Source organism: Streptomyces sp. Inha503 (genome assembly GCF_047215865.1).
GTDB classification, from domain to species: Bacteria; Actinomycetota; Actinomycetes; order Streptomycetales; family Streptomycetaceae; genus Streptomyces; species Streptomyces lycopersici.
The window spans coordinates 7,957,096-7,980,940 of the sequence record NZ_CP178360.1 but is presented as its reverse complement, the minus strand read 5'-3'; the positions used below and the strand labels follow the sequence as shown (position 1 = coordinate 7,980,940).

Sequence of the window (23,845 nt, the reverse complement as noted above, 5' to 3'; positions counted from 1 at the left end):
CCGTGAACATGCCATCCGGCAATCGCCTCACGCGAAGGAAGTGACCGATGACAGCAGGACGCGTGCGATCACGGCGGCTCGGCATGACGACGGTGGTCGTCGCCCTCGCCATCGGCGTCGGCGGAACGGCCACCACGGCGACCGCCGCCACGCCCGGCCCCACCGGCACCACGGGCACAACGGGCACCTCGGCGGCCACTGTGGCCGCGGCGGCCACGGCGGCGCCGTCGAGCGCCACCGCCGCCGAGGAGGTCGACTACGAGACCTGGCAGCGTGATGTTCGCGCCATCATCGACGAGCAGGCCCGCCCCTACATCGAGGAGCGCACCGCCGAACCCTCGGGCGAGAAGCGGGCCATCGTCCTGGACATCGACAACACCTCGCTGGAGACGGACTTCGGCTTCAGCTACCCCCAGCCCGCCGTCGAACCGGTGCTGAAGCTCGCCCAGTACGCCCACGACCGGGGTGTGGCCATCTTCTTCGTCACCGCGCGCCCCGGCATCATCTACCTGCCGACCGAGTACAACCTGGAGAAGGTCGGCTACTCGGTGGCCGGTCTGTACGTACGCAATCTGCCGGACCTCTTCCAGGACGTGGCGGAGTACAAGACCGCCAAGCGGGCGGAGATCGAGAAGAACGGCTACACGATCATCGCCAACATCGGCAACAGCCCCACCGACCTCACCGGTGGCCACGCCGAGAAGTCCTTCAAGCTCCCGGACTACAACGGCCAGCTCTCCTGAGCCGACTCCCCTGAGCCGACTCCCCTGAGCCACGGTCAGAGGCCATCCCCTTCCGCCACGACCCCCGGCACCCGCCAGGGAAAGGCCGGGAACTCCAGATCTTGGCGCCCAAGATTGGTGAGTAACCCGAGCGCACGGCAGGTCTGCTCCGCTCAAGACTGGACACACCGCAGACTGTCCGTCGAGATCTCCGCAAAATCGCGCGGATACGTCGACACTGGCGCTAAGGGGATGACCGATGACCGGCTCGCACGTACTGGCGCTCGGCCACTACCAGCCCGCGAAGGTGCTCGACAACGACGACCTCGCGGCCATGGTCGACACCAGCGACGAGTGGATCCGCAGCCGGGTGGGCATCCGCACCCGCCATCTCGCCCGCGCCGATGAGACGGTCGACGAGATGGCCGCGGCGGCCGCCGCCAAGGCGCTGGCCAACAGCGGGCTCGCCCCCTCCGACATCGACCTCGTGCTCGTCGCCACCTGCACGGCGATCGACCGCAGCCCCAATATGGCGGCCCGGGTCGCCGCCCGGCTCGGGCTGGCACGCCCCGCCACCATGGACCTCAATGTGGTGTGCGCGGGCTTCACCCACGCCCTCGCCACCGCCGACCACACCATCCGGGCCGGGGCGGCCGGCGCGGCCCTGGTGATCGGCGCGGAGAAGTTCAGCGCGGCCACCGACTGGACCGACCGCTCCACCTGCGTACTGACCGGCGACGGCGCGGGCGCGGCCGTCGTGGTGGCCGCCGAGCGGCCGGGCGTCGGCCCGGTGGTGTGGGGCTCGGTCCCGGAGATGGGCGGCGCGGTCCGTATCGAGGGCACACCGCCCCGGTTCGCGCAGGAGGGCCAGACCGTCTACCGCTGGGCCACCACCCATCTGCCGCCGATCGCGCGGGAGGTGTGCGAACGGGCCGGGCTCTCCCCGGAGGACCTGGCCGGTGTCGTACTGCACCAGGCCAATCTGCGGATCGTCGAACCGGTCGCGCGCAAGCTGGGCGCGGTCAACGCGGTGATCGCCCGCGATGTGGTGGAGTCCGGCAACACTTCGGCGGCCAGCATTCCGCTCGCCCTCTCCAAGCTGGTCGAACGCGGCGAGGTGGCCTCCGGCGCCCCGGTGCTGCTGTTCGGCTTCGGCGGCAATCTGTCGTACGCGGGCCAGGTCATCCACTGCCCGTGAGCGCGCCCGGCCCGCGATGGAGACCCCGACAGGGACGTCCGATTCGTTCAAGACCGGCCGCCCGGACGCTCCCTACGCTGCCCGTATGACAGCACGATTCGACGCCATCGGCCTGGTCGTCGCCGACATGGCCGCCTCCCTCGCCTTCTACCGCCTTCTCGGCCTCGACATCCCCGCCGACGCCGACACCCAGCCCCACGTCGAGGCCGCCCTGCCCGGCGGCACGCGGCTGATGTGGGACACGGTCGCGACGGTGCGCTCCTTCGAACCGGAGTGGACGCCGCCGAGCGGCTCCCACCGCGTGGGGCTGGCCTTCGCCTGCGACAGCCCGGCCGACGTGGACAAGACCTACCAGGACCTCATGGAGGCAGGGGTGCGCGGCAAGCTGGAGCCGTGGGACGCGCCCTGGGGCCAGCGCTACGCCACGGTCCTCGACCCCGACGACAACGGCATCGACTTGTTCTTTTAGGGCTCGCTCGACCCAAGCACCCGGAAGCTCTACGGCACCCTGAGCAGACGGCCCAGGGGCACCCCCGCAAGCGCCCTGACGTCGCGGGCGAGATGGGCCTGGTCGGCGTAGCCCGTCGTGGCCGCGACCTCCGCGAAGGGGAGGCCGGTGCGCGCCAGGTCCAGGGCCCGGTTCAGCCGGAGCACCCGGCCCAGCGTCTTGGGGCCGTAGCCGAACGCGGCGAGGGAGCGGCGGTGCAGCTGCCGCTCCCCCAGGCCCACGGCGGCGGCGATCCCGGCCACCGCCGTCCCCTGGGAGACCCCCGCGACGATCGCGGCGAGCACCGGATCGGGCGGTTCCGCCGTTCGCAGCCGTCCGAAGGCCGCCTCCTCCAGAAGGCGGCCCGCGGCCGTCTGCCCGGTGGCGATCCGCTCGGCCAGCCGCCGGACCTCCGCGCCCGGCCAGAGCGCGGCCAAGGGCACCCGCAGATCGCGGAGTTCATGCGCCGGTACGCCCAGTACGGCGGGGCCGGTGCCGGGCGCGAACCGCAGCCCCAGGGCGCGGGTGCCCGGCGCGCCGGGGGCCAGGTGGGCACGGGTGTCCGGCCCGGCGACCAGCAACTCGCCGTCCGGCCCCGGTCCCGCCTCGCTCCAGATCAGATCCGTGCAGCCGTCGGGGAGCACCCGCTGCGGCCCGGTGCCGGCCGTACGGGTCCACACCACGGCGCCGTGGCCGATCAGCGCCCTCCGCTCCCGGTACTCGCTCAAGGCGCTCAAGGGACCTCGCGCAGATACATCGCGCCGCAGGAGTGGCAGAACGGCCCCGCGTCGCCCGTGGCCCACAGGTCGGCGGCCTGGGTCTCGGCGTCCGGATCCAGCTCCCGCCCGCACATCGCGGTCGTTCCGTTCCCGCGGACCATGTGCCAGATCTTGACCGGCGCGCCCGCGACCCGCCCGGAGCTGCCCTCCTCGTATTCGGCGCGCATCTCGTGCTGCATGGCGGTACACCTCCTGCTCACACCACCACTACCCTCCATGGTCCCGCCACGCCAGGCCGCGCGCCACCTCCACCAGCGCGCCGCCCCACGCTCCCACGCGCCCGCACCGGAACCGTGCGCCCACGCTACGGGGCGACCGGCGGCCACCGACGCTTTCCCCTCCCCGCCCCTTCCCGCAGCGTCCATTTGCGGCTCCGCCGCGTGGCAGGGGCTCCGCCCCTGGACCCGCAAACAGACGTCCAGCCCACCGCGGACACCACGCCGCACCGGGCGCGGCCTGACCCACGGCCGGTGGCTCCCCCCTGCACACCGGGGCCTGGGGCGAAGCCCCAGTCACGGGAAGGGGCGGGGAGGGGAAACAGCCCGCCGCAGGCGGCACGGTCCGTTGGGCGTGGTCTAGAAGACGGACCAGCCGGTCAGCGTGGTGAAGTGGTCCAGGGCCGCCACCCCGGCCACCGAGTTGCCGCGATCGTCGAGCCCAGGACTCCAGACGCACAGCGCGCAACGCCCAGGCACCACCGCGACGATCCCACCGCCCACCCCACTCTTGCCGGGCAGCCCGACCCGATACGCGAAGTCGCCCGCCGCGTCGTACGTACCGCACGTGAGCATGACCGCGTTGACCCGCTTCGCCTCACTGCGCGACAGCAGCCGCGAGCCGTCCGCGCGCACCCCGTGGCGGGCGAGGAAGCCGCCCGCCAGGGCGAGGTCGCGGCAACTCATCTCGATCGAGCACTGCCAGAAGTAGTGCTCCAGGACGGTCTGCACCGGATTGTCGAGGTTGCCATAGGCGGCCATGAAGTGGGCGAGGGCGGCATTACGGTCGCCATGGGCGGTCTCGGAGGCGGCGACCTCCTGGTCGAAGGCGAGGTCCGGGTTGCCGCTCTCGGCGCGCAGGAAGTCCAGCATGGTGGTGCTGGCGTCGCCGGTAAGGGTGTGCAGCCGGTCGGTGACGACGAGCGCCCCGGCGTTGATGAACGGATTGCGCGGGATCCCGTGTTCGTACTCCAGCTGCACCAGGGAGTTGAAGGGGTTGCCCGAGGGCTCCCGGCCGACCCGCCGCCACAGCTTCTCGCCGTCCTCGGCGAGGACGAGCGCGAGGCTGAACGCCTTGGAGACGGATTGCATCGAGAAGGGCCGCTCCCAGTCGCCGACCCCGGTGACCCGGCCGTCGACGTCGGCGAGCGCGATCCCGAAGCGGTCCGCGTCCACCGAGGCGAGCGCCGGGATGTACTGGGCCACCCGGCCCCGGCCGATCCGCGGCCGCGCATGCGCCGCGACCTCCTCCAGCACTGCCTGGTAGTCCATGGTGCGGTGCGTCTCCTGTTGCGAGGTCGTACGGATGAGCCGGTCCGCACGATAACGCGCCCCCCACCATTCATCACCCCATGTGTTTATGGGTGTGCGTCGGGTAAGCAAAGGGGTGAACGTGGCGGTCCGCGACCGGGGCCCGCCACAGAACCGGAACGGACCGGAGACGGACCAGAACGGAGGCGGGGCATGGCCTCACCCATGTCCGCGGGGGACTTCCTGGCGGCGCTGACGAACGAGGGCTTGAAGGTGACGCAGGTCGGCGACTGGCGGCACCACAACCGGAACCACAAGGGGCCGTGGGGCCCGGTGCACGGGGTGATGATCCACCACACCGTCACCTCCGGCACCCAGGAGACCGTGGAGATCTGCCGGGACGGCTTCGAGGGGCTGCCCGGCCCGCTGTGCCACGGCGTGATCGCCAAGGACGGCGGCGTCCATCTGGTCGGCTACGGCCGCGCCAACCACGCCGGGCTGGGCGACGACGACGTCCTGCGGGCGGTGATCGCCGAGAAGGCGCTCCCGTCGGACAACGAGGCGAACACCGACGGGAACCGCGCCTTCTACGGCTTCGAATGCGAGAACCTGGGCGACGGCGAGGACCCGTGGCCAGAGGCCCAGCTGGACGCGATCGCGCGGGCCGCGGCGGCCGTGTGCCGCCATCACGGCTGGACCGAGCGCTCGGTGATCGGCCACCTGGAATGGCAGCCGGGCAAGGTGGATCCGCGCGGCTTCACCATGGCCTCGATGCGCGACCGGATCCGCGAACAGCTCAAGTAAGGCCCTCGGGGGAACCGAATAGCGGCGTAAGGACGGCCGCGGAGGGGCCGGTGCTCAGGCTCCGTCCTCCGTGGCCCCCTCCCGGTAGAGCGCCGCCTCCTCCAGGTCCAGCCGCCGCAGCAGCGACCGCAGCATCTCCTCGTCGATCCGCCGGGCGTCCCGCAGGTCCACGAACACCGCCCGCTCGGCCTCGATCATCTCCCGGGCCAGCCGCCGATAGGTGTCGTCCGCCGATTCGCCGGTCACCTCGTTGACCGCGCCCAGCCGCTCCCACACGGCGTTGCGGCGCTGCTCCAGCACCGTGCGCAGCCGGTCGGCGAGCGGCGACGGCAGGGCGTTGCGCTCATCGGCGAGCAGTTCCCCCAGACGGCGCTCGGCGGCCAGTGACGCGGTGTTCTGCGCCTGGGCCTCGGCGAGGGTCTCGGCGTGGGGGTCGCGGCCGGGCAGCCCGAGCAGCCGGATCAGGGAGGGCAGGGTGAGCCCATGGATCACCAGGGTGCCGATGACGGTGGTGAAGGTGAGGAAGAGGATCAGGTTGCGGGCCGGGAAGGGGGTACCGCCGTGCACGGTCTCCGGGATCGAGAACGCGATGGCCAGCGAGACCACGCCGCGCATCCCGGCCCAGCCGACGATGACCGGCGCCGTCCAGTTGGTGCCGGGCTCGCGCTCGCGGATCCCGGGGAAGAGCATGCGCGGCACGAAGGTCGACGGGAAGACCCAGACGTAGCGGGCGGCCACCACGGCCAGGAAGACGACGGCCGCGTACCAGGCGGCCTGGCCCGCCCCGTACTCCCCCAGGCCGCCCACCACGACCCGCAGTTGCAGCCCGATCAGGGCGAACACCGCCGACTCCAGAACGAAGTCGATCATGCGCCAGACCGCCGCCTCCTGGAGCCGGGTGGCGAAGTCGACCTGCCAGGAGTGGTGTCCGAGGTAGAGCCCGACCACCACGACGGCCAGCACACCCGACGCCTGGAACTGCTCGGCGACGGCGTAGGCGACGAAGGGGATGAGCAGCGAGAGGGTGTTTTGCAGCAAGGCGTCCCGCAGCCGGGTGCGCAGCCAGTGCAGCGGCACCATCAGGATCAGACCGACCACGACACCGCCGATGGCCGCGAAGGCGAACTCCCGCAGCCCCTCGGCCCAGCTGACGCCCTCCCCCACGGCCGCGGCCACCGCCACCCGGTAGGCGGTGATCGCGGTCGCGTCGTTGAACAGGGACTCGCCCTGGAGGAGCGTGGTGAGCCGGGAGGGCAGCCCGATCCGGCGGGCGATGGCGGTGGCGGCCACGGCGTCCGGCGGCGCGACCACCGCGCCCAGCACCAGGGCGGCGGTCAGCGGCAGCTGCGGGATCAGCAGATGGGCGACCACGCCGACCGCGACCGTCGCGAAGAGCACATACCCGACGGAGAGCAGCGCGATCGGCCGCAGATTGGCCCGCAGATCGAGGTACGAGCTGTCCAGCGCGGCGCTGTGCAGCAGCGGCGGCAGCACCAGGGGCAGCACGATATGCGGGTCCAGGGTGTAGTCCGGCACCCCGGGTACGTACGAGACGGCGAGCCCGGCCGCGACCAGCAGCAGCGGCGCGGGCACCGGGGTCCGGCGCGCCGCGCCCGCGACCACCGCGCTGCCCGCGACCAGCATCAACAACGGCAATACGTCCATCGTCCGGCCCTGTCTCCGTCGGCCGTCCCGACGGTCGTCCATGTGCTCCGCCCATGCGGCGTTTTAGTCTGGCAATCATGAACGAGTGCCCGCATGTTCCCGCACTGCCGCGTCCCGAACCGGAGGCGCGGTCGGACACCTGTCCCGAATGCCTGGTGGTCGGCAGCCACCCCGTCCAGCTGCGGAAGTGTCTGGTGTGCGGCCATGTGGGCTGCTGCGACTCCTCGCCGTACCAGCACACCACCCGGCACTTCGAGGAGACCGGCCATCCGGTGATGCGCAGCTTCGAGGAGGGAGAGGACTGGCGCTGGTGCTTTGTGGATCAGCTCATCGTGCAGTGAGACGCCGACGCGTGGTGAGTCCCGGCTCCGCGGACGCCCTGGTCTTGGCGTTTTCCGCGCAATGTCGGAGATCGACTGCCGCGTTTGTCGGTGTGGCCCGCTAGCCTTCACCACATGATCCGATCAGCGAAGCCGTCCGACGTCCCGGCGATCCATGCGATGATCCGCGAGCTGGCGGACTACGAGCGGGCTCCGCAGGAGGCGAAGGCCACCGAGGAGCAGCTGCGCGAGGCGCTCTTCGGGGCGCATCCCGCGGTGTTCGCGCTGATCGCCGAGGAGGCCGGTGGCGCCGGGGAGCCCGCCTGCCCGGTGGGGTTCGCCCTGTGGTTCCGCAACTTCTCCACCTGGACAGGCACCCATGGCGTGTATCTGGAGGATCTGTACGTCATTCCGCGGGCCCGCGGGGGCGGCCACGGCAAGGCGCTGCTGGCCGAGCTGGCGCGGATCTGCGTGGAGCGGGGATATGCCCGTTTCGAATGGCCGGTGCTCGACTGGAACGAGCCCGCGATCGGCTTCTACGCCGCGATCGGCGCGGAGGCGATGGACGAATGGACGGTGCGCAGGCTCTCCGGAGAGCCGCTGCGAGCGCTGGCCGCTCAGGCCGTGGGCACCGCCATGACCAGCGATTTCCCGAGTGAGGCGACATCTCTTTCGAATTGAGACCGCAAAACCTCTAGCCACGCTGCGTACTCATGTGCTTACTATGAGTGATATCGCGGCCTTGTGGGCCGGGTTCACCCGTGATGGGGGCCGTGCTTCGTCCGGGCGACACCGAACCGCAGATCGCGATAGCGTCGCAGCCAAAGTACATACAGCGCCGACCCGTATCACCCTCCACCATAAGGGTTCGGGGCCGACGCTCCAATCAGCTCAGCTCAATCAGCTTGTGTCACCTTGGAGGTGAGGGTGTCCCAGATCGCAGGCGAGCCCGGGACCCAGGACTTCGTGGAAGTCCGGCTGCCCGCTGCGGGTGCCTATCTGTCGGTGCTGCGGACGGCCACCGCCGGCCTCGCAGCCCGCTTGGACTTCACCCTCGACGAAATCGAGGATCTGCGTATCGCCGTCGATGAGGCATGCGCGATCCTGCTGCAACAAGCCGTGTCCGGCAGTGTGCTGAGCTGCGTCTTCCGCTTGATCGACGACGCACTCCAGGTGACCGTCTCGGCTCCCACCACCGACGGTCGCGCCCCCGAGCGCGACACCTTCGCCTGGACGGTGCTCTCCGCACTGGCGGGCAAGGTGGACTCGACGGTGGCCGAGGACCGAACGGTCAGCATCAGCCTGTACAAGGAGCGCGGCGCCGGCCCCGGACAGCCGTGACGGAACAAGGGGGCTCCGTGAGCACTGCATCATCGCGGGGAGTAGGTACCCCGGCCATCCCGCACCCGCCGGCCCGGCCGCATCCCGCGGACTCGGAGGCGGCAGGAGACCGACCAGAGCGGGCGGACCACATGGATCAGCACGAACAGGTGCATCAGCAGCACGATCCGCAGGACCGGAGTGGCGCGCGGGCGATGTTCGCCGAGCTGCGACAGCTGCCGGAGGGCTCCGCCGAGCGGGCCGAGCTGCGCAACAACCTCGTGCGTATGCATCTGCCGCTGGTGGAGCACCTGGCCCGGCGCTTCCGCAACCGCGGTGAGCCGCTGGACGACCTCACCCAGGTCGCCACCATCGGGCTGATCAAGTCCGTGGACCGGTTCGACCCGGACCGCGGTGTGGAGTTCTCCACCTATGCGACACCCACGGTCGTGGGCGAGATCAAGCGCCACTTCCGCGACAAGGGCTGGGCGGTGCGGGTGCCGCGCCGGCTCCAGGAGCTGCGGCTCTCGCTGACCACGGCCACCGCGGAGCTCTCCCAGCGCCATGGCCGCGCCCCGACCGTCCATGAGCTGGCCCAGCATCTGTCCATCTCCGAGGAGGAGGTGCTGGAGGGGCTGGAGTCCGCCAATGCCTACAGCACCCTGTCCCTGGACGTCCCGGACACGGACGACGAGTCCCCGGCGGTCGCCGACACCCTCGGCGCGGAGGACGAGGCGCTCGAGGGCGTCGAGTACCGCGAGTCGCTCAAACCTTTGCTGGAGGATCTGCCACCGCGCGAGAAGAAGATCCTGCTGCTGCGCTTCTTCGGCAATATGACGCAGTCGCAGATCGCGCAGGAGGTCGGCATCTCCCAGATGCATGTCTCGCGGCTGCTGGCCCGCACGCTTGCGCAGTTGCGCGACAAGCTGCTGGTCGAGGAGTAGCAAGCGCACGCTACGGGGTGCCCCCTGGTTCTTCCCCTCCCCGCCCCTTCCCGCTACCAGGGGCCCCCGCCCCTGGACCCCGTGGCCCCGGGCCGGAGCCCCCTGCCACACGGCGGAGCCGCATACCAATGCCGCGGGAAGGCCCCCGGGCCCCCGGCCCGGGGCCTGGGGCCTGGGGCCTGGGGCGGAGCCCCACCTCCCAGCCCTCCGGCGATTGAGGAGCAGGGACTGGGGCCGAGTCCCGCTCTCCAGCCCCTCCGGCAATTGACGAGCAGGGGCTGGGCCGGAGCCCCGCCATCCGGCCCCTCCGGCGATTGAGGAGCAGGGGCTGGGGCCGAGTCCCGCTCTCCAGCCACTCCGGCGATTGAGGAGCGGGGGCTGGGGCGGAGGCCTGGATTCGGGGAGGGGCGGGGAGGGGAACAGGCCGCCGCAGGCAGGGGGCGGCTATGCGTCGCGGGGGCCGATGCCCAGGGCCTCGGTCGCCGTCGGGTTGATCAGCAGCGCCAGGACCGCGAGGGCCACGACGGCGGTGGCCGCTCCGGCGACGATCAGCCCGCCGCCGTTCTGCAACAGCGTCCAGGCCACCGGCAGCGCCATCAGCTGGGTGATCATCGCGGGCCCGCGGCTCCAGCGGCGCCGCAGCCACAGCCCACGGGCCGCCAGCAGCGGCAGCAGGGCCAGCGCCAGCACGGTGACCCCGAGCATCTCCGCCTGCTGCGGGCTCTCCGGATCGCCGGTCAGCCCCATGATCAGTACGTATACACCGAAGCCCAGGAGCACCACGCCCTCCGCGGCGGCCAGCACCGCGGCGGCGGTCAGCCGGGCGGGGCGGGGCCCGCTAGGCGCGGCGTCGGCGACACTGGCTGCACCGGCAGCACTGGCTGCACCGGCGGCGTCGGCCGCCTTGGCGGCCACACCGTCCGGCCGCGCCGTGCCCCTCTGTGCCTTCTTCGCGGTCTTCGCGGTAGCGGACTTCGCGGTGGCGGACTTCTTACTGCTCACCCCAGCAGCCTAGCCGTCCTCGAGGCGCCCGGACCCTACCCCCCTGGGGCCCGTCGTCCCGGATGGGTAGGCTGGCGCGCATGCGCGCACTCCTCGTGGTCAATCCGGCAGCAACCACCACCAGTGCCCGCACCCGGGATGTTCTGTTCCACGCGCTCGCCAGCGATCTGAAGCTGGACGTGGCGACCACGGAGTACCGGGGGCACGCCCGCGACCTGGCCCGGCGGGCGGTCGACGGCGGCACTCATGAACTGGTCGTGGCGTTCGGCGGCGACGGCACCGTCAACGAGGTCGTCAACGGACTGCTGCACCATGGCCCCGCCCCACAGGAGTTGCCCCGGCTCGCGGTCGTGCCCGGCGGCTCCACCAATGTCTTCGCCCGCGCCCTCGGGCTGCCCAATGACGCCGTCGAGGCGACCGGCGCCCTGCTGGACGCGTTGAGAGACGGCACCGAGCGCACCGTGGGCCTCGGACTCGCGGGCGGCACTCCGGGCACCCGGGACGAGTCGGTCCCGGCCCGCTGGTTCACCTTCTGCGCCGGGCTCGGCTTCGACGCGAGCGTCATCGGCCGGGTCGAGCAGCAGCGCGAGCGCGGTAAGCGGTCCACCCACGCGCTCTACATACGGCAGATGGTGCGGCAGTTCATGGGGGAGCCGCACCGGCGGCAGGGCACCATCACCATCGGGCGGCCGGGCGAGGACCCGATCGAGGAGCTCGCGCTGTCGATAGTCTGCAACACCTCCCCGTGGACCTTTCTGGGCAACCGCCCGGTCTACGCGGCGCCCCAGGCGTCCTTCGACACCGCCCTCGACGTGCTGGGACTCGCCAAGCTGTCGGCGCCGGCGGTGACCCGCTACGCGACCCAGCTGCTGACGTCGACACCCGAGCGCGGGCCCCGCGGGAAGCATGTGGTAGCGCTTCACGACCTGACGGACTTCACCTTGCAATCCCAGGCGCCACTGCCGTTCCAGATGGACGGTGACCATCTGGGACTGCGTATGAGCGTGACGTTCACAGGCGTACGCCGTGCACTGCGTGTGATTGTGTGAGTGAGACCGCAAAAAGTCCTTCCAGTCGAACGTTTAGCCTGGACTCCACCCACCGGAAGTACGGCTGTGACCGAGCCGACACCAAGGAATCAAAAAAAACTTTCCGGAAGGGGTTGTATCCGTCGCCGAGGTTTGCGAGTCTCTTCTTGGCGATCGGGACGGCCTTCTGAAAGGCCCCCTTGAGAGCCCGAACCCCCTCCTCATTCCACAGGACCGCACCAGCCCCAACTGGTGTGGCGGCCCTGCCCTTGCGGGGGGATTCGTGAAAGCGTTCACATTCACAAGCAACGAGCCCGCAATACGAGGAGATGGAGCAGCCATGGACTGGCGTCACAACGCCGTTTGCCGCGAGGAAGACCCCGAGCTGTTCTTCCCCATCGGCAACACCGGTCCTGCGCTGCTGCAAATCGAGGAAGCCAAGGCCGTCTGCCGCCGCTGCCCCGTCATGGAGCAGTGCCTGCAGTGGGCGCTTGAGTCCGGCCAGGACTCCGGCGTCTGGGGTGGAATGAGCGAAGACGAGCGCCGCGCCATGAAGCGCCGTGCCGCTCGCAACCGGGCACGCAACGCCAGCGCCTGAAGCCCGGCACCCCGTGGCCCCCGAGCCGCAGCGCGTAGAACCCCCGATGCGCACAGCAAATTGAGCTTTGAGCCCCGGACCGGATGGGTCCGGGGCTCAGTGCTTTCCGATAACAGGTCGCTCTCGGATTCGCAACGCGCTCAGTGCTTCTCCGCACCGACCGGGAAGTCCAGCATCACCCGGGTGCCGCGCTCCGGGGCGGGCACCATGTCGAACGTCCCGCCCAGCTCCCCCTCCACCAGGGTGCGGACGATCTGAAGTCCCAGATTTCCGGCCCGCTGCGGGTCGAACCCCTCCGGCAGCCCGCGCCCGTCGTCCTGGACGATCACCGCCAGCCGGCTCTCCTCACCGCTGCCCCCGCGCACCGCCGAGACCTCGACCGTGCCCTGCTCCCCCGGCCCGAAGCCATGCTCCAGCGCGTTCTGCAACACCTCGGTGAGAACCATGGACAGCGGGGTGGCCACCTCGGCGTCCAGGATGCCGAACCGCCCGGTGCGGCGGCCGGTCACCTTGCCGGGCGATATCTCGGCCACCATCGCCAGCACCCGGTCGGCTATGTCGTCGAACTCGACCCGCTCGTCGAGGTTCTGCGAAAGGGTCTCGTGGACGATGGCGATCGAGCCGACCCTGCGCACCGCCTCGTTGAGCGCCTCCCGCCCCTGCGCCGAGTCCATGCGGCGGGCCTGGAGCCGCAACAGGGCCGCCACCGTCTGGAGGTTGTTCTTCACCCGGTGGTGGATCTCCCGGATGGTGGCGTCCTTGGTGATCAACTCGCGCTCGCGGCGGCGCAGTTCCGTGACGTCCCGCAGCAGTACCAGCGAGCCGATGTGCAGCCCCTTGGGCTTGAGCGGAATGGCCCGCAGCTGGATGACCCCGTCGCCGCCCTCGACCTCGAACTCCCGGGGCGCCCAGCCGCTGGCCAGTTTGACCAGCGCCTCGTCCACCGGGCCGCGCACCGGGGCGAGTTCGGCGGTGGTCTTGCCCAGGTGGTGGCCGACGAGGTCGGCGGCCAGCCCCAGCCGGTGGTAGGCGGAGAGCGCGTTGGGACTCGCGTACTGGACCACCCCGTCCGCGTCGAGCCGGATCAGTCCGTCGCCCGCGCGTGGTGAGGCGTCCATGTCGACCTGCTGGTTGGGGAACGGAAACGATCCCGCGGCGATCATCTGGGCGAGGTCGGACGCGCTCTGGAGATAGGTGAGCTCCAGCCGGCTGGGGGTCCGTACGGTCAGCAGATTGGTGTTCCGCGCGATCACGCCGAGGACCCGGCTCTCCCGCCGGACCGGGATGGACTCCACCCGGACCGGCACCTCCTCGCGCCACTCGGGGTCGCCCTCCCGGACGATCCGGCCCTCGTCCAGGGCGGCGTCCAGCATGGGGCGGCGGCCGCGGGGGACGAGATGGCCGACCATGTCGTCCTGGTAGGAGGTGGGTCCGGTGTTCGGCCGCATCTGGGCCACGGAGACATACCGGGTGCCATCACTGGTGGGGACCCACAGCACAAGGTCGGCGAAGGAGAGGTCGGAGAGCAGCTGCCACTCCGAGACCAGCAGGTGGAGCCACTCGAGATCGGAATCGTCGAGTGCGGTGTGCTGGCGGACGAGGTCGTTCATGGAGGGCACGTTGTGAGCCTACCCTCACTGGTGGATTAGCCTATTCGCGCATAAGCATGGACAGACAGCAGTGGTCTAGTCCAGAATATCGAGCACTGCGATCTTCCGCTCTCCCCGCACAGGAGGGCGGATCGGGGAACCCGGAGCGCTCTGCCCTGACCGCTCGGGAATCCTCAGGTCGGCCGCTCGGCCGACGCAACTCCGGGCTGCGGTGCCGGGCGGGTTGAGGGTCCCGCCCTGGCGCCGCGGCCCGCGGGTGTCACACATCCGCGGTCGCGGGTGTCACATATGGCTCCCGCGCCTCTCGAAGGCCGCGGGAGCCGTTTTCTTTGTGCCTCAGCGGGCCCCGCCGCAAGGCTCAGCGCGTCTCCGTCACCTTCGCCAGCGCCCGCGGCGCGTCCGGGTCCTGCCCGCGCGCGATCGTCACCTCGTACGCCAGCATCTGGAGCGGCAGGATCTCCAGGATCGGCTGGACCTCCTCGGCGACCCCGTCCGTCGGCAGGGCGAACCCGGCCGAGGCCCGCTCCACCTCCGACGCGCCACCGATGACCACGAGGTCCGCGCCCCGGCCGCGCAGCCGCTCCAGGACCGGCTGGAGCGCCTGGCCGCCCTTGCCCTCGGTGACGATGGCGATCACCGGCGAGATGTTGTCGACCATGGCCAGCGGGCCGTGCAGCAGATCGGCGCCGGAGTACGAGAGCGCCGGGATGTAGCTGGTCTCCATCAGCTTCAGGGCGGCTTCCTTGGCGGTCGGGTAGCCGTAGCCCCGGGAGGTGAGGACCATCCGCTCGGCGAAGCGGTAGCGCGCCGCGAGCTGCCGGACCTCGTCCTGGCGGTCGAGGATCTGCTGGGCGAGGTCGGGCAGCACCTTGGCGGCCGCGCCGTCGCCGCCGCGCAGCCCCTCCACGAAGAGGTAGAGGGCGAGCAGTTCCGCGGTGTAGGTCTTGGTCGCGGGCAGCGCCTTCTCCGGCCCGGCCAGCACGTCGATGTGGAATTCGGAGACGGCCGCGAGCGGCGAGTCGGCGTTGTTGGTCACCGCGAGGGTGATGGCACCGGCCGCGCGGGCGGCCTCGGTGGAGGCCACCAGGTCCGGGGAGCCGCCGGACTGGCTGACGGTGATCACCAGGACGTCGGTGAGGTCCGGCTGGGCGCCGTACGCGGTGGTGGTGGACATGGAGGTCAGCCCGCACGGCTTGCCGAGCAGTACTTCGAGCAGGTACTTGGCGTACAGCGCCGCGTTGTCCGAGGTGCCCCGGGCGGTGAGCAGGACGAAGCGGGGGTTGCGGGCGGCGATCCGCTCGGCGACCTCGCGGATCCTCGGGGCGCCCTGGTCGAGGATGCGGCGCAGCACGGCGGGCTGCTCGGCCATCTCGCCGGACATGATCCGGCCCGGCTGGTCGCTGCGCTGGGCCGTCGTCGTGGCGGACATGCTGGGTGCCTCCAGGTGGCTGGTGTGCCGGGCTGGGCCGAGGGGGCTGAGGAGTCAGTCCCCGGGGTGGTCACCGGCGCCGTTGCCGACGATCACTTCCGCGGCCGCCCGGCCACACACCCGGGCGGCGCCGTGGGTCGCGATGTGCAGCGCCCCGGCGGGCGGCGCCTGGGGCACCCCCATCTCCACGACGACCGTCTCCGGCCGAGCGGTGAGCAGGGCGTCCAGCGCGTCGGCCATCCAGGGGTGGCGGTGGACATCGCGGACCACAGCGACGATCCTACGGTCCCCCGCGGTGTCGAGCATATTTTCGATCAGGCCCTGCACGCCCAGGGCGTCGGCGTCCTGCCGCCCGTAGGTGGCGGCCCCGGTGCCGGGGCGCAGCCGGGCCAGTTCGGCGCCGACGCCCCAGGGGGTCTCCTCGCCGACGGCGATGTTGGCCACCGGGGTGAAGGCGGCCACGTAGGCGGGTCCGGTCACCGGTTCGTACGAGGACGAGGACGAGGTCCCGGCCGGGGTGACTCTGAGCGCCCGGCGCGCGGCGGCGAGCCCCACCCCCGCGGCGGGCTCGATGCCGTGCGCCGCGCGCGGTCCTCCGGAGCGCCGCGTCCACTCCCCCAGGGCGCGCACCCGCGCCGCCGCCTCGGCCAGCCGCTCCTCCGCAAGCCGCCCCTCGATGACGGCGGCGACCAGCGCGTCGCGCAGCCGCAGCACGGTGCCCTCGTCGGCGAGCCCGCCGCCCACGCAGATGGCGTCGGCGCCCGCGGCGATCGCCAGGACGCTGCCGCGCTCGATGCCGTACGCGTCGGCGATGGCCCGCATCTCCATGCCGTCGGTGACGATCATCCCGTCGAAGCCGAGTCCGCCGTCGGCCACCGGCCTGCGCAGCAGGCCGTGCAGCGCGGCGGGGCTGAGGGTGGCGGGCAGGTCGGGGTCGAGCACGGGCAGCAGGATGTGCGCGCTCATCACGGCCTTGGTCCCGGCGGCGACGGCGGCGCGGAAGGGCACCAGCTCGCGGGCGGTCAGGGTGTCGAGACCCGCGTCGATGCGCGGCAGGGCGTGGTGGGAGTCGACGGCGGTGTCGCCGTGGCCGGGGAAGTGCTTGGTGCAGGCGGCCACTCCGGCGCCCTGGAGGCCCTCGATGTACGCGGCGGTGTGCCGCGCCACGAGCCCCGGTTCGGCGCCGAAGGAGCGCACGCCGATGACGGGGTTGTCGGGGTTGGAGTTGACGTCGGCGGAGGGCGCCCAGTTGAGGTTGACGCCGCATTCGGCGAGGCGGCGGCCCAGCTCGCGGGCGACGGCGCGGGTCAGCTCCGGGTCGTCGACGGCGCCGAGCGCCAGGTTGCCGGGGAAGGACGAGCCGGTGCGCACCTCCAGCCGGGTGACGTCGCCGCCCTCCTCGTCGATCGCCACCAGGACGTCGTCACGCTCGGCGCGCAGCTGGGCGGTGAGGGCGCCCAGCTGCTCGGGGGTGGCGATGTTCCGGCCGAACAGGCCGACGGAGGCAAGCCCCTCACCGAGCCGCCGCAGCACCCAGTCGGGGGCGGTGGTTCCGGTGAAGCCGGGCTGGAGGACGGTGAGAGCGTCGCGGGTGAGGGTGGCCGAGTCGTGTGCGAGGGTCGTCATAAACCGGGATCATCCCTTCACAGCGCCGGAAGTGAGCCCACCGACCGCCTTGCGTTGCAGAAACAGGAACAGGAGCAGGATCGGGATGGCGAAGAGCGACGCCGCCGCCATGGTGGCACCCCAGTCGTCGCCGAAGGCGGTCTGGAATCTGGACAGCCACAGCGGAAGCGTCTGGGCCTCCGGGTCCTTGTTCAGGATGAGCACGAGCGGGAATTCGTTCCAGGCCGTGATGAAGCCGAAGAGCGAGGTGGCCATCAGGCCGGGCGCCAGCAGCGGGAAGATCACCCGGATGAACGCCTGCGGACGGGTGCAGCCGTCGACCATCGCCGACTCCTCCAGCTCCTTGGGGATCGCGGCCACGTAGGCGCGGAGCGTGAGGATGGTGAAGGGCAGCACCATGACCATGTAGAACAGGGTCAGCGGAAGCAGGCTGTTCAGCATGTCGCCGTCGCGTACGAGCATGTAGATGGCGATGACCAGGACTTCCCAGGGCGCCATCTGCGCGATCATGAACGTCACCAGGAAGCCGCGGCGCCCCTTGAACCGCATCCGGGCCAGGGCGAACGACGCGAGCAGCGCGATCAGCAGGGAGAGGCCGACCGCCGAGAGGGTGACGGTGAGCGAGTTGCCCACCAGGGTCCAGAAGTGCTCGGCGTTCACGGCCTTCTGGAAGTGTTCGAGGGTGGCTCCGGTCGGGAACCACACCGGGTCCTCGGAGATGATGTCCGAGGTCGGCTTGAGGGCCGTGGTGAACATCCAGTAGACGGGGAACGCGAAGCCGAGAAAGAGCACGACGGCGGTCGCGTTGGGCCACAGCCGGGCGAGCGGCGAGCGCTTCACAGCTCGTCCTCCTCTTGCCTGAGCACGGTCCGGAGGTAGTAGGAGGTCAGCGCCAGCAGGACCACGATGGTCAGCAGCGAGATCGCGGCGCCCATGCCGTAGTGCTGGTTGCCGACGCCCTCGACGAAGGCGTAGACGGGGAGGATTTCGGTGAGCCGGTCCGGGCCGCCCTCGTTGATCGCGAAGACCTGGGTGAACGCCTTGAAGACCCAGATGACTTCGAGGAACGTCGTGGCCAGCAGGAACGGCTTGAGGAAGGGGAAGGTCACCGAGGTGAAGCTCTTCCAGGTGCCGGCGCCGTCGAGCGCGGCCGCCTCGTAGAGCTCGCCGGGGATGGTGGTGGTGGCGGCGTAGAGGTTGATCGCCACGAAGGGGATCGACTGCCAGACGATCAGCAGGGTGACGACGAAGAAGGTGGAGAACTGGCCGCCGGTCCAGTTGTAGTGCGCCATGGAGTGCCAGCCGAGCGCGTCCAGCACCCAGTTGACCACTCCGAAGCGGGCGGCGAAGAGCCACTGGAAGACGGTGGTGCCGGCGATGGGCGGCATGGCCCAGGCGAGCACCAGGCCGACCGAGAGCAGCAGTCGCATCTTGCTGCCGAGGCGGGCCAGCAGCAGTCCGACCAGGGTGCCGAGCAGCATGATCAGCACGACGTTGACCGCGGTGAAGATCACCGACCGGAGGGTGACCCGCCAGAAGTCCTCGCTGGTCAGCGTCTCGCGGTAGTTGTCGACGCCGTTCCACTCGGTGAGGTGCTGGATCAGCTGCCGCATATTGAGGTTCTGGAACGACAGCAGGCCGTCCTTGACCAGCGGCCAGCCCAGCAGCAGTACGGTCGCCACCAGAGCGGGCAGCAGCAGGAGGTACGGGGCGGCGCCGTTCAGCCGTGCGCGCCCGGCCGCGCCCGGGGCCGGGCGGCGGGGCCGCGGCGGTGCCCCGCCCCGGCGGACCCCGGCCGGCGCCGGGCCGGGGTCCTTGCGTTCGGTCGCTACGGCCATCGGGCTCAACGCTCCTGGCTGAGGCGCTTGTTCATCTCGCCCTCGACCGACTTGGCCGCCTCGGCGGGCGACTTACCGTTGAGCACGGCGGTCATATAGCCCTTGACGGGGTTCGGGGCGTTCTCCACCGCGGCCCATTCGGGGATCAGCGGGGTGGTGCCGCCGGTCGCGGCGGCCGGGGCGGCCGCCTGCCCGGCGGGGTTGCCCTTGAGCCGCGCCTGGAGCGACTCCTTGTTGGGGATGACACCGCCTTCCTTGGCGAGCTGTCCCTCGTAGGTGTCATTGAGCGCGATCTTCAGGAACTCCTTGGCCAGTTCCTGCTTCTCGCTGCCCGCGGCGACCGCGAGGTTGGAGCCGCCGAGGAAGACGCCCTCGGGCTTGCCCGCGGTCTCGCCCGGGATGGTGAAGTAGCCGATGTCCTTCTCGATCTTCGGGTTGGCCTTGATGGCGACCCCGGCCTCCCAGCCCATGCCGATGAAGGCGCCGGTCTTGCCCTTGGCGAAGATCTCGCCCTGCTGCGGGGTGGCCTCGTCCTTGTCCTTGGGGGCCTTGCTGAAGGACTGGTACTGCTTGTAGATGTCCATGGCCTTGCCGACCTTGGGGTCGGCGAGGTTGGAGACCCACTTGTCGCCGTCCTTCCTCACCAGGTCGGCGCCGGTGCCGATGGTCAGCCCGTCGAAGAAGTACCAGTTCTGGCCCGGGAGGTAGATGGGCTCGGCGTCGGTCTTCTTCTCGATGGTGTCGAGGTCGCGGAAGAACTCGGTACGGGTCTTGGGGGTGTCCTTGATCCCGGCCTCGGCCCAGATCTTCTTGTTGTAGAGGACGACCCGGTTGGCCGCGTACCACGGCGCCGCGTACTGCTTGCCGTCGTAGACCGCGGACTTGTTGATCGACTCCGACCAGTCGGCGCCGATCGACTTCTTCAGGTCATCGAGTTCGGCCAGGCCGCCGGTCTGCGCGTAGGACGGGGTCTGGGTGTTGCCGATCTCCAGCACATCCGGCGGGTCGGACTCCGAGAGCGCGGTGGTCACCTTCTGCTGAATGCCGTTCCACTGCTGGATCTCCAGCTTCAGCTTGGCGCCGGTCTTCTTCTCGAAAGCGGCCTTGACATCCTTCGTCCAGCCGTCCGGCGTGGAGCCGTCCATCGCCCAGACGGTGAGCGTCTGCCCCTTGAAACCGTCCGCTCCGGCCTTGTCGTCATCGCCGTCGGACCCACAGGCCGCGACGGATACCAGCATTGCCGCGACACCCGTCGCCGCTATGAGCCCACGCTTCACAGCACTCTCCTCAGAAGGCCGGATCAGGGGTTTAATGGTCCAGACCAGTGCCCGCAGCTTGGCCTAGACCTTTTGGGGTGTCAAGGGTGTATAAGAGTCACCGGAGGCTCCGTTACCGGACCGACACTTCCCGACATCCGGACCGACGGACCGCCCGGAGCCGGGACCGTGCCACGATGTGAGGCGCTGGATTTCAAAAGACCGGATTCCAAAAGACCGGATTTCAAGAGACCGGTGACGGCGGTGGACGCCGGTGACGGCAGCGGACCAGGAGTCGGAAGGGCGCGCGATGGACACCGAGGGGGCAACGGCGGCAGCGGCGGCCACCACGACGGCCGAGAGCGACGGCAACGGCTCCAATGGGGCACGCACCGCGCGCGTCCCGAAGTACTACCGCCTCAAGCGCCACTTGCTGGAGATGACCGAGACCCTGCCACCGGGCACCCCGGTCCCACCGGAGCGCACCCTGGCCGCGGAGTTCGACACCTCGCGCACCACCGTGCGCCAGGCGCTCCAGGAACTGGTCGTCGAGGGGCGTCTGGAGCGGATCCAGGGCAAGGGCACCTTCGTGGCCAAGCCCAAGGTCTCCCAGGCGCTCCAGCTCACCTCGTACACCGAGGACATGAAGGCCCAGGGCCTGGAGCCCACCTCCCAGCTGCTGGACATCGGCTATGTCACCGCCGACGACCGGCTCTCCGGGCTGCTGGACATCGCCACCGGCGGACGGGTGCTGCGCATCGAGCGGCTGCGGCTGGCCAGCGGTGAGCCGATGGCCATCGAGACCACCCATCTGTCGGCCAAGCGCTTCCCCGCGCTGCGCCGCAGCCTGGTGAAGTACACCTCGCTCTACACGGCCCTGGCCGAGGTGTACGACGTCCGGCTGGCCGAGGCCGAGGAGACCATCGAGACCTCGCTGGCCACCCCGCGCGAGGCGGGGCTGCTGGGCACGGACGTGGGGCTGCCGATGCTGATGCTCTCGCGCCACTCGCGGGACGCTTCCGGGGAGCCGGTGGAGTGGGTGCGGTCGGTCTACCGCGGGGACCGCTACAAGTTCGTGGCACGGCTCCAGCGGCCGAACGACTGACCAGCTTTCTTTCTCATACCGATATACGGACGGGTAGTGACGGCCGCCGGGCCCCGGGCTTAGATTTCCTGCGCATTACACAAATGATCAGCTGTGATCCAGGTGATGAGCCGAGGGGACTGGAGCCCGCCGCATGTCAGACACGTCCACTTCACCCGGCAGGAGACCGGTCGTGACGCCCACGCGCGTCGTGGTCGCTCTGTGCCTGATCGCCCCGTTTGTCGGGATGCTCTGGGTCGGTTCGTACGGCAAGGTCGAGCCGACCCTCATCGGGATCCCGTTCTTCTACTGGTACCAGATGCTCTGGGTGCCGGTGTCGGCCGCGCTGACCTCGGTCGCCTACGTCCTGGTCCGCCGGGAGCGGCGGGAGCGCAAGGGGGGTGACTCCGCATGAACGGCGGAGTGAACGGCGTCGCGCTCGCCGTCTTCATCTTCTTCTTCGTGGCCGTCACGGTCATGGGCTTCCTGGCCGCGCGCTGGCGCGCCGCCGAGAACGCCAACAACCTCGACGAGTGGGGCCTGGGCGGCCGCAGCTTCGGCACCTGGATCACCTGGTTCCTGCTCGGCGGCGACCTCTACACCGCGTACACCTTCGTCGCCGTCCCGGCCGCGATCTACGCGACCGGCGCGGCCGGGTTCTTCGCGGTGCCGTACACCATCCTGGTCTACCCGCTGATCTTCACCTTCCTGCCCCGGCTCTGGTCGGTGTCCCACAAGCACGGGTACGTCACCACCTCGGACTTCGTCCGCGGCCGCTTCGGCTCCAAGGGTCTTTCGCTGGCCGTCGCGATCACCGGCATCCTCGCCACCATGCCGTACATCGCCCTCCAACTGGTGGGCATCCAGGCGGTGCTGGACGTGATGGGCGTCGGCGGCGGCGAGAACACCAACTGGTTCATCAAGGACCTGCCGCTGCTGATCGCCTTCGGTGTGCTCGCGGCGTACACCTACTCCTCGGGTCTGCGCGCCCCCGCGCTGATCGCGTTCGTCAAGGACACCCTGATCTACATCGTCATCGCGGTGGCGATCATCTACATCCCGATCAAACTGGGTGGCTTCGACGACATCTTCAGCGCGGCGAACGACAAGTTCACCAAGGCCGGCGCGGGCGGGCTCGCACCTGCGGCGGAGGGGCAATGGGCATACGGCACGCTGGCCCTGGGCTCGGCCCTCGCCCTGTTCATGTATCCGCACTCGATCACGGCGACGCTCTCCAGCCGCAGCCGTGAGGTGATCCGCCGCAACACCACGATCCTGCCGCTGTACTCGCTGATGCTGGGGCTGCTGGCACTGCTCGGCTTCATGGCCATCGCCGCCGGGGTGACGGTCGAGAACGGCCAGCTCGCCATCCCCCAGCTCTTCGAGGACATGTTCCCCGACTGGTTCACGGGCGTCGCCTTCGCCGCGATCGGCATCGGCGCGCTCGTCCCCGCGGCCATCATGTCGATCGCCGCGGCCAACCTCTTCACCCGCAACATCTACAAGGACTTCCTGCGGCCGAACGCCACGGCCGAGGAGGAGACCAAGGTCTCCAAGCTGGTCTCGCTGCTGGTGAAGGTCGGCGCGCTGATCTTCGTGCTGGGCATGGACAAGACCGTCGCGATCAACTTCCAGCTGCTGGGCGGGATCTGGATCCTCCAGACCTTCCCGGCCCTGGTGGGCGGCCTGTTCACCCGCTGGTTCCACCGCTGGGCACTGCTGGCGGGCTGGGCCGTCGGCATGGTCTACGGAACGTGGAAGGCGTACGACACCCCGAGCGGCACCCAGAAGCACTTCGGCAACACCGCCGATATGCCCGGTATCGGCGAGATCGGCTACATCGGCCTCACCGCCTTCGTGCTCAACGTGGTGGTCACGGTCGTCCTGACGCTGATCCTGCGGGCGGTCAAGGCCCCGGACGGCGTGGACGAGACGTCCTCCGCCGACTACAAGGCGGACGCGGGCGACCCGAGCGTCCAGACCGACCTCCCGCCCGCCACGGCGGGCGCCCCGGGCGCCCACTGACGCCTTGGCGGCGGGCCGCGCGGATTGACGACGGCGAACGGGCCGTCGGCTCCTTTCGGGGAGTCGACGGCCCGTTCGCCGTCCGTACGGCGCCGACGTCAGGGTGCGTCAGGGGTGCTGGGGTGCTGGGGTTGCCTGGCGGGCCGTGACGCCTGCGGCGGGCTTGTCCCCTCCCCTCCCCGCCCCTTCCCACAACTGGGGCTCCGCCCCAGACCCCGCTCCTCAAACGCCGGAGGGGCTGAACATCGGGGCTCCGCCGGGTGGCAGGGGCTCCGCGCCGTGGTCCGGCTCCGCCGAGCGGTGGGGGCTCCACCCCTGGGCCCCGGGGCCTGGGGCGGAGCCCCACCTTCCAGCCCCTCCACCCCTGGACCCCGGGGCGGAACCCCACCATCCAACCCCTCCGGCGCTTGAGGAGCGGGGCCCGAGGCAGAGCCCCACCTTCCAGCCCCTCCACCCCTGGACCCCGGGGCAGAGCCCCACCATCCAACCCCTCCGGCGCTTGAGGAGCGGGGCCCGAGGCAGAGCCCCACCTTCCAGCCCCTCCACCCCTGGACCCCGGGGCAGAGCCCCACCATCCAACCCCTCCGGCGCTTGAGGAGCGGGGCCCGGGGCGGAGCCCCGGTTTCGGGAAGGGGCGGGGAGGG

At 70.5% G+C, this 23,845-nt stretch carries 24 protein-coding genes; 13 read left to right on the top strand and 11 right to left on the bottom strand.

The window, feature by feature from the left end:
- Window positions 1-47 precede the first annotated feature (47 nt).
- The 3 genes from ACJX2R_RS33945 to ACJX2R_RS33935 all read left to right on the top strand — a co-directional run bounded on the left by ACJX2R_RS33945 (window position 48) and on the right by ACJX2R_RS33935 (window position 2,389).
- Window positions 48-743 (top strand): HAD family acid phosphatase, encoded by a 696-nt coding sequence (locus tag ACJX2R_RS33945; RefSeq protein ID WP_413103222.1) that lies wholly within the window; start codon window positions 48-50, stop codon window positions 741-743.
- Between the two features lie 238 nt (window positions 744-981).
- Entirely contained in the window at window positions 982-1,920 is a 939-nt protein-coding gene (locus ACJX2R_RS33940; protein ID WP_413103221.1) for a beta-ketoacyl-ACP synthase III, read from the top strand.
- A gap of 85 nt (window positions 1,921-2,005) precedes the next feature.
- Window positions 2,006-2,389 (top strand): VOC family protein, encoded by a 384-nt coding sequence (locus ACJX2R_RS33935; protein ID WP_413103220.1) that lies wholly within the window; start codon window positions 2,006-2,008, stop codon window positions 2,387-2,389.
- 29 nt (window positions 2,390-2,418) lie between these two features.
- Here ACJX2R_RS33935 and ACJX2R_RS33930 read toward each other — a convergent pair whose 3' ends face one another.
- The 3 genes from ACJX2R_RS33930 to ACJX2R_RS33920 all read right to left on the bottom strand — a co-directional run bounded on the left by ACJX2R_RS33930 (window position 2,419) and on the right by ACJX2R_RS33920 (window position 4,673).
- A complete protein-coding gene (locus tag ACJX2R_RS33930; RefSeq protein WP_413103219.1) occupies window positions 2,419-3,144 on the bottom strand; it encodes a helix-turn-helix domain-containing protein in 726 nt (241 codons plus the stop codon).
- Window positions 3,141-3,365 carry a hypothetical protein gene (locus ACJX2R_RS33925; RefSeq protein ID WP_020868512.1) on the bottom strand — a complete coding sequence of 75 codons (225 nt, stop codon included), beginning with the start codon at window positions 3,363-3,365 and terminating at the stop codon, window positions 3,141-3,143. The genes ACJX2R_RS33930 and ACJX2R_RS33925 overlap by 4 nt, the downstream gene beginning before the upstream one ends.
- Window positions 3,366-3,761: 396 nt before the next feature.
- Window positions 3,762-4,673 (bottom strand): glutaminase, encoded by a 912-nt coding sequence (locus tag ACJX2R_RS33920; protein WP_413103218.1) that lies wholly within the window; start codon window positions 4,671-4,673, stop codon window positions 3,762-3,764.
- A gap of 192 nt (window positions 4,674-4,865) precedes the next feature.
- Here ACJX2R_RS33920 and ACJX2R_RS33915 point away from each other — a divergent pair, with 192 nt between their 5' ends.
- A complete protein-coding gene (locus ACJX2R_RS33915) occupies window positions 4,866-5,456 on the top strand; it encodes an N-acetylmuramoyl-L-alanine amidase (RefSeq protein ID WP_413103217.1) in 591 nt (196 codons plus the stop codon).
- Between the two features lie 54 nt (window positions 5,457-5,510).
- Here ACJX2R_RS33915 and ACJX2R_RS33910 read toward each other — a convergent pair whose 3' ends face one another.
- The gene (locus tag ACJX2R_RS33910; protein ID WP_413103216.1) at window positions 5,511-7,121 is read right to left on the bottom strand and encodes a Na+/H+ antiporter; all 1,611 of its coding nucleotides are present in this window, start codon (window positions 7,119-7,121) and stop codon (window positions 5,511-5,513) included.
- Window positions 7,122-7,198: 77 nt separating this feature from the next.
- Here ACJX2R_RS33910 and ACJX2R_RS33905 point away from each other — a divergent pair, with 77 nt between their 5' ends.
- From ACJX2R_RS33905 to ACJX2R_RS33890, 4 genes are all read left to right on the top strand, one after another.
- Entirely contained in the window at window positions 7,199-7,462 is a 264-nt protein-coding gene (locus ACJX2R_RS33905) for a UBP-type zinc finger domain-containing protein (RefSeq protein WP_413103215.1), read from the top strand.
- A gap of 114 nt (window positions 7,463-7,576) precedes the next feature.
- Window positions 7,577-8,122 carry a GNAT family N-acetyltransferase gene (locus ACJX2R_RS33900; RefSeq protein ID WP_262701809.1) on the top strand — a complete coding sequence of 182 codons (546 nt, stop codon included), beginning with the start codon at window positions 7,577-7,579 and terminating at the stop codon, window positions 8,120-8,122.
- Between the two features lie 246 nt (window positions 8,123-8,368).
- A complete protein-coding gene (locus ACJX2R_RS33895; protein ID WP_014054819.1) occupies window positions 8,369-8,782 on the top strand; it encodes an anti-sigma regulatory factor in 414 nt (137 codons plus the stop codon).
- 17 nt (window positions 8,783-8,799) lie between these two features.
- Window positions 8,800-9,705, top strand: a complete 906-nt coding sequence (locus ACJX2R_RS33890) for an RNA polymerase sigma factor SigF (RefSeq protein ID WP_371106055.1) — start codon at window positions 8,800-8,802, stop codon at window positions 9,703-9,705.
- A gap of 444 nt (window positions 9,706-10,149) precedes the next feature.
- Here the strand turns inward: ACJX2R_RS33890 and ACJX2R_RS33885 are convergent, their stop codons facing one another.
- Window positions 10,150-10,707 (bottom strand): hypothetical protein, encoded by a 558-nt coding sequence (locus tag ACJX2R_RS33885; RefSeq protein WP_413103214.1) that lies wholly within the window; start codon window positions 10,705-10,707, stop codon window positions 10,150-10,152.
- Between the two features lie 80 nt (window positions 10,708-10,787).
- On the opposite strand from ACJX2R_RS33885, the gene ACJX2R_RS33880 reads away from it, so the two are divergent.
- Complete coding sequence (locus ACJX2R_RS33880; protein WP_413103213.1) at window positions 10,788-11,756, top strand: diacylglycerol/lipid kinase family protein; 969 nt, start codon at window positions 10,788-10,790, stop codon at window positions 11,754-11,756.
- A gap of 319 nt (window positions 11,757-12,075) precedes the next feature.
- The gene (locus ACJX2R_RS33875; protein ID WP_014054815.1) at window positions 12,076-12,333 is read left to right on the top strand and encodes a WhiB family transcriptional regulator; all 258 of its coding nucleotides are present in this window, start codon (window positions 12,076-12,078) and stop codon (window positions 12,331-12,333) included.
- Window positions 12,334-12,473: 140 nt separating this feature from the next.
- Here ACJX2R_RS33875 and ACJX2R_RS33870 read toward each other — a convergent pair whose 3' ends face one another.
- The 6 genes from ACJX2R_RS33870 to ACJX2R_RS33845 form a co-directional block, all read right to left on the bottom strand.
- On the bottom strand, window positions 12,474-13,943 hold the full coding sequence (locus ACJX2R_RS33870; RefSeq protein WP_262701806.1) for a sensor histidine kinase: 1,470 nt from the start codon (window positions 13,941-13,943) through the stop codon (window positions 12,474-12,476).
- 358 nt (window positions 13,944-14,301) lie between these two features.
- A complete protein-coding gene (locus tag ACJX2R_RS33865) occupies window positions 14,302-15,372 on the bottom strand; it encodes an SIS domain-containing protein (protein WP_020868522.1) in 1,071 nt (356 codons plus the stop codon).
- 54 nt (window positions 15,373-15,426) lie between these two features.
- Window positions 15,427-16,998 carry a glycoside hydrolase family 3 protein gene (locus tag ACJX2R_RS33860; RefSeq protein WP_413103212.1) on the bottom strand — a complete coding sequence of 524 codons (1,572 nt, stop codon included), beginning with the start codon at window positions 16,996-16,998 and terminating at the stop codon, window positions 15,427-15,429.
- Between the two features lie 9 nt (window positions 16,999-17,007).
- The gene (locus ACJX2R_RS33855; RefSeq protein ID WP_413103211.1) at window positions 17,008-17,838 is read right to left on the bottom strand and encodes a carbohydrate ABC transporter permease; all 831 of its coding nucleotides are present in this window, start codon (window positions 17,836-17,838) and stop codon (window positions 17,008-17,010) included.
- Window positions 17,835-18,836, bottom strand: a complete 1,002-nt coding sequence (locus ACJX2R_RS33850; RefSeq protein WP_413103210.1) for a carbohydrate ABC transporter permease — start codon at window positions 18,834-18,836, stop codon at window positions 17,835-17,837. Before ACJX2R_RS33850 ends, ACJX2R_RS33855 begins: the two co-directional genes overlap by 4 nt.
- A 5-nt stretch (window positions 18,837-18,841) precedes the next feature.
- Window positions 18,842-20,113, bottom strand: coding sequence for an extracellular solute-binding protein (locus ACJX2R_RS33845; protein WP_413103209.1), 1,272 nt, complete (start codon window positions 20,111-20,113; stop codon window positions 18,842-18,844).
- Between the two features lie 289 nt (window positions 20,114-20,402).
- Here ACJX2R_RS33845 and ACJX2R_RS33840 point away from each other — a divergent pair, with 289 nt between their 5' ends.
- The 3 genes from ACJX2R_RS33840 (at window position 20,403) to mctP (ending at window position 23,201) form a co-directional block, all read left to right on the top strand.
- Window positions 20,403-21,197: a GntR family transcriptional regulator gene (locus ACJX2R_RS33840; protein WP_262701910.1), complete on the top strand. Its 795-nt coding sequence runs from the start codon at window positions 20,403-20,405 to the stop codon at window positions 21,195-21,197.
- Window positions 21,198-21,330: 133 nt separating this feature from the next.
- The gene (locus tag ACJX2R_RS33835) at window positions 21,331-21,591 is read left to right on the top strand and encodes a DUF3311 domain-containing protein (RefSeq protein WP_413103208.1); all 261 of its coding nucleotides are present in this window, start codon (window positions 21,331-21,333) and stop codon (window positions 21,589-21,591) included.
- On the top strand, window positions 21,588-23,201 hold the full coding sequence (gene mctP / locus ACJX2R_RS33830) for a monocarboxylate uptake permease MctP (RefSeq protein ID WP_413103207.1): 1,614 nt from the start codon (window positions 21,588-21,590) through the stop codon (window positions 23,199-23,201). The genes ACJX2R_RS33835 and mctP overlap by 4 nt, the downstream gene beginning before the upstream one ends.
- Window positions 23,202-23,845 lie beyond the last annotated feature (644 nt).

What these genes read in the sequence shown, in the direction of transcription:
- ACJX2R_RS33945 (WP_413103222.1), top strand. Translation starts at nt 48, where the DNA reads ATGACAGCAGGACGCGTGCGATCACGGCGGCTCGGCATGACGACGGTG.
- ACJX2R_RS33940 (WP_413103221.1), top strand. Translation starts at nt 982, where the DNA reads ATGACCGGCTCGCACGTACTGGCGCTCGGCCACTACCAGCCCGCGAAG.
- ACJX2R_RS33935 (WP_413103220.1), top strand. Translation starts at nt 2,006, where the DNA reads ATGACAGCACGATTCGACGCCATCGGCCTGGTCGTCGCCGACATGGCC.
- ACJX2R_RS33925 (WP_020868512.1), bottom strand. Translation starts at nt 3,365, where the DNA reads ATGCAGCACGAGATGCGCGCCGAATACGAGGAGGGCAGCTCCGGGCGG.
- ACJX2R_RS33920 (WP_413103218.1), bottom strand. Translation starts at nt 4,673, where the DNA reads ATGGACTACCAGGCAGTGCTGGAGGAGGTCGCGGCGCATGCGCGGCCG.
- ACJX2R_RS33915 (WP_413103217.1), top strand. Translation starts at nt 4,866, where the DNA reads ATGGCCTCACCCATGTCCGCGGGGGACTTCCTGGCGGCGCTGACGAAC.
- ACJX2R_RS33910 (WP_413103216.1), bottom strand. Translation starts at nt 7,121, where the DNA reads ATGGACGTATTGCCGTTGTTGATGCTGGTCGCGGGCAGCGCGGTGGTC.
- ACJX2R_RS33905 (WP_413103215.1), top strand. Translation starts at nt 7,199, where the DNA reads ATGAACGAGTGCCCGCATGTTCCCGCACTGCCGCGTCCCGAACCGGAG.
- ACJX2R_RS33900 (WP_262701809.1), top strand. Translation starts at nt 7,577, where the DNA reads ATGATCCGATCAGCGAAGCCGTCCGACGTCCCGGCGATCCATGCGATG.
- ACJX2R_RS33880 (WP_413103213.1), top strand. Translation starts at nt 10,788, where the DNA reads ATGCGCGCACTCCTCGTGGTCAATCCGGCAGCAACCACCACCAGTGCC.
- ACJX2R_RS33875 (WP_014054815.1), top strand. Translation starts at nt 12,076, where the DNA reads ATGGACTGGCGTCACAACGCCGTTTGCCGCGAGGAAGACCCCGAGCTG.
- ACJX2R_RS33870 (WP_262701806.1), bottom strand. Translation starts at nt 13,943, where the DNA reads ATGAACGACCTCGTCCGCCAGCACACCGCACTCGACGATTCCGATCTC.
- ACJX2R_RS33865 (WP_020868522.1), bottom strand. Translation starts at nt 15,372, where the DNA reads ATGTCCGCCACGACGACGGCCCAGCGCAGCGACCAGCCGGGCCGGATC.
- ACJX2R_RS33860 (WP_413103212.1), bottom strand. Translation starts at nt 16,998, where the DNA reads ATGACGACCCTCGCACACGACTCGGCCACCCTCACCCGCGACGCTCTC.
- ACJX2R_RS33850 (WP_413103210.1), bottom strand. Translation starts at nt 18,836, where the DNA reads ATGGCCGTAGCGACCGAACGCAAGGACCCCGGCCCGGCGCCGGCCGGG.
- ACJX2R_RS33840 (WP_262701910.1), top strand. Translation starts at nt 20,403, where the DNA reads ATGGACACCGAGGGGGCAACGGCGGCAGCGGCGGCCACCACGACGGCC.
- ACJX2R_RS33835 (WP_413103208.1), top strand. Translation starts at nt 21,331, where the DNA reads ATGTCAGACACGTCCACTTCACCCGGCAGGAGACCGGTCGTGACGCCC.
- mctP (WP_413103207.1), top strand. Translation starts at nt 21,588, where the DNA reads ATGAACGGCGGAGTGAACGGCGTCGCGCTCGCCGTCTTCATCTTCTTC.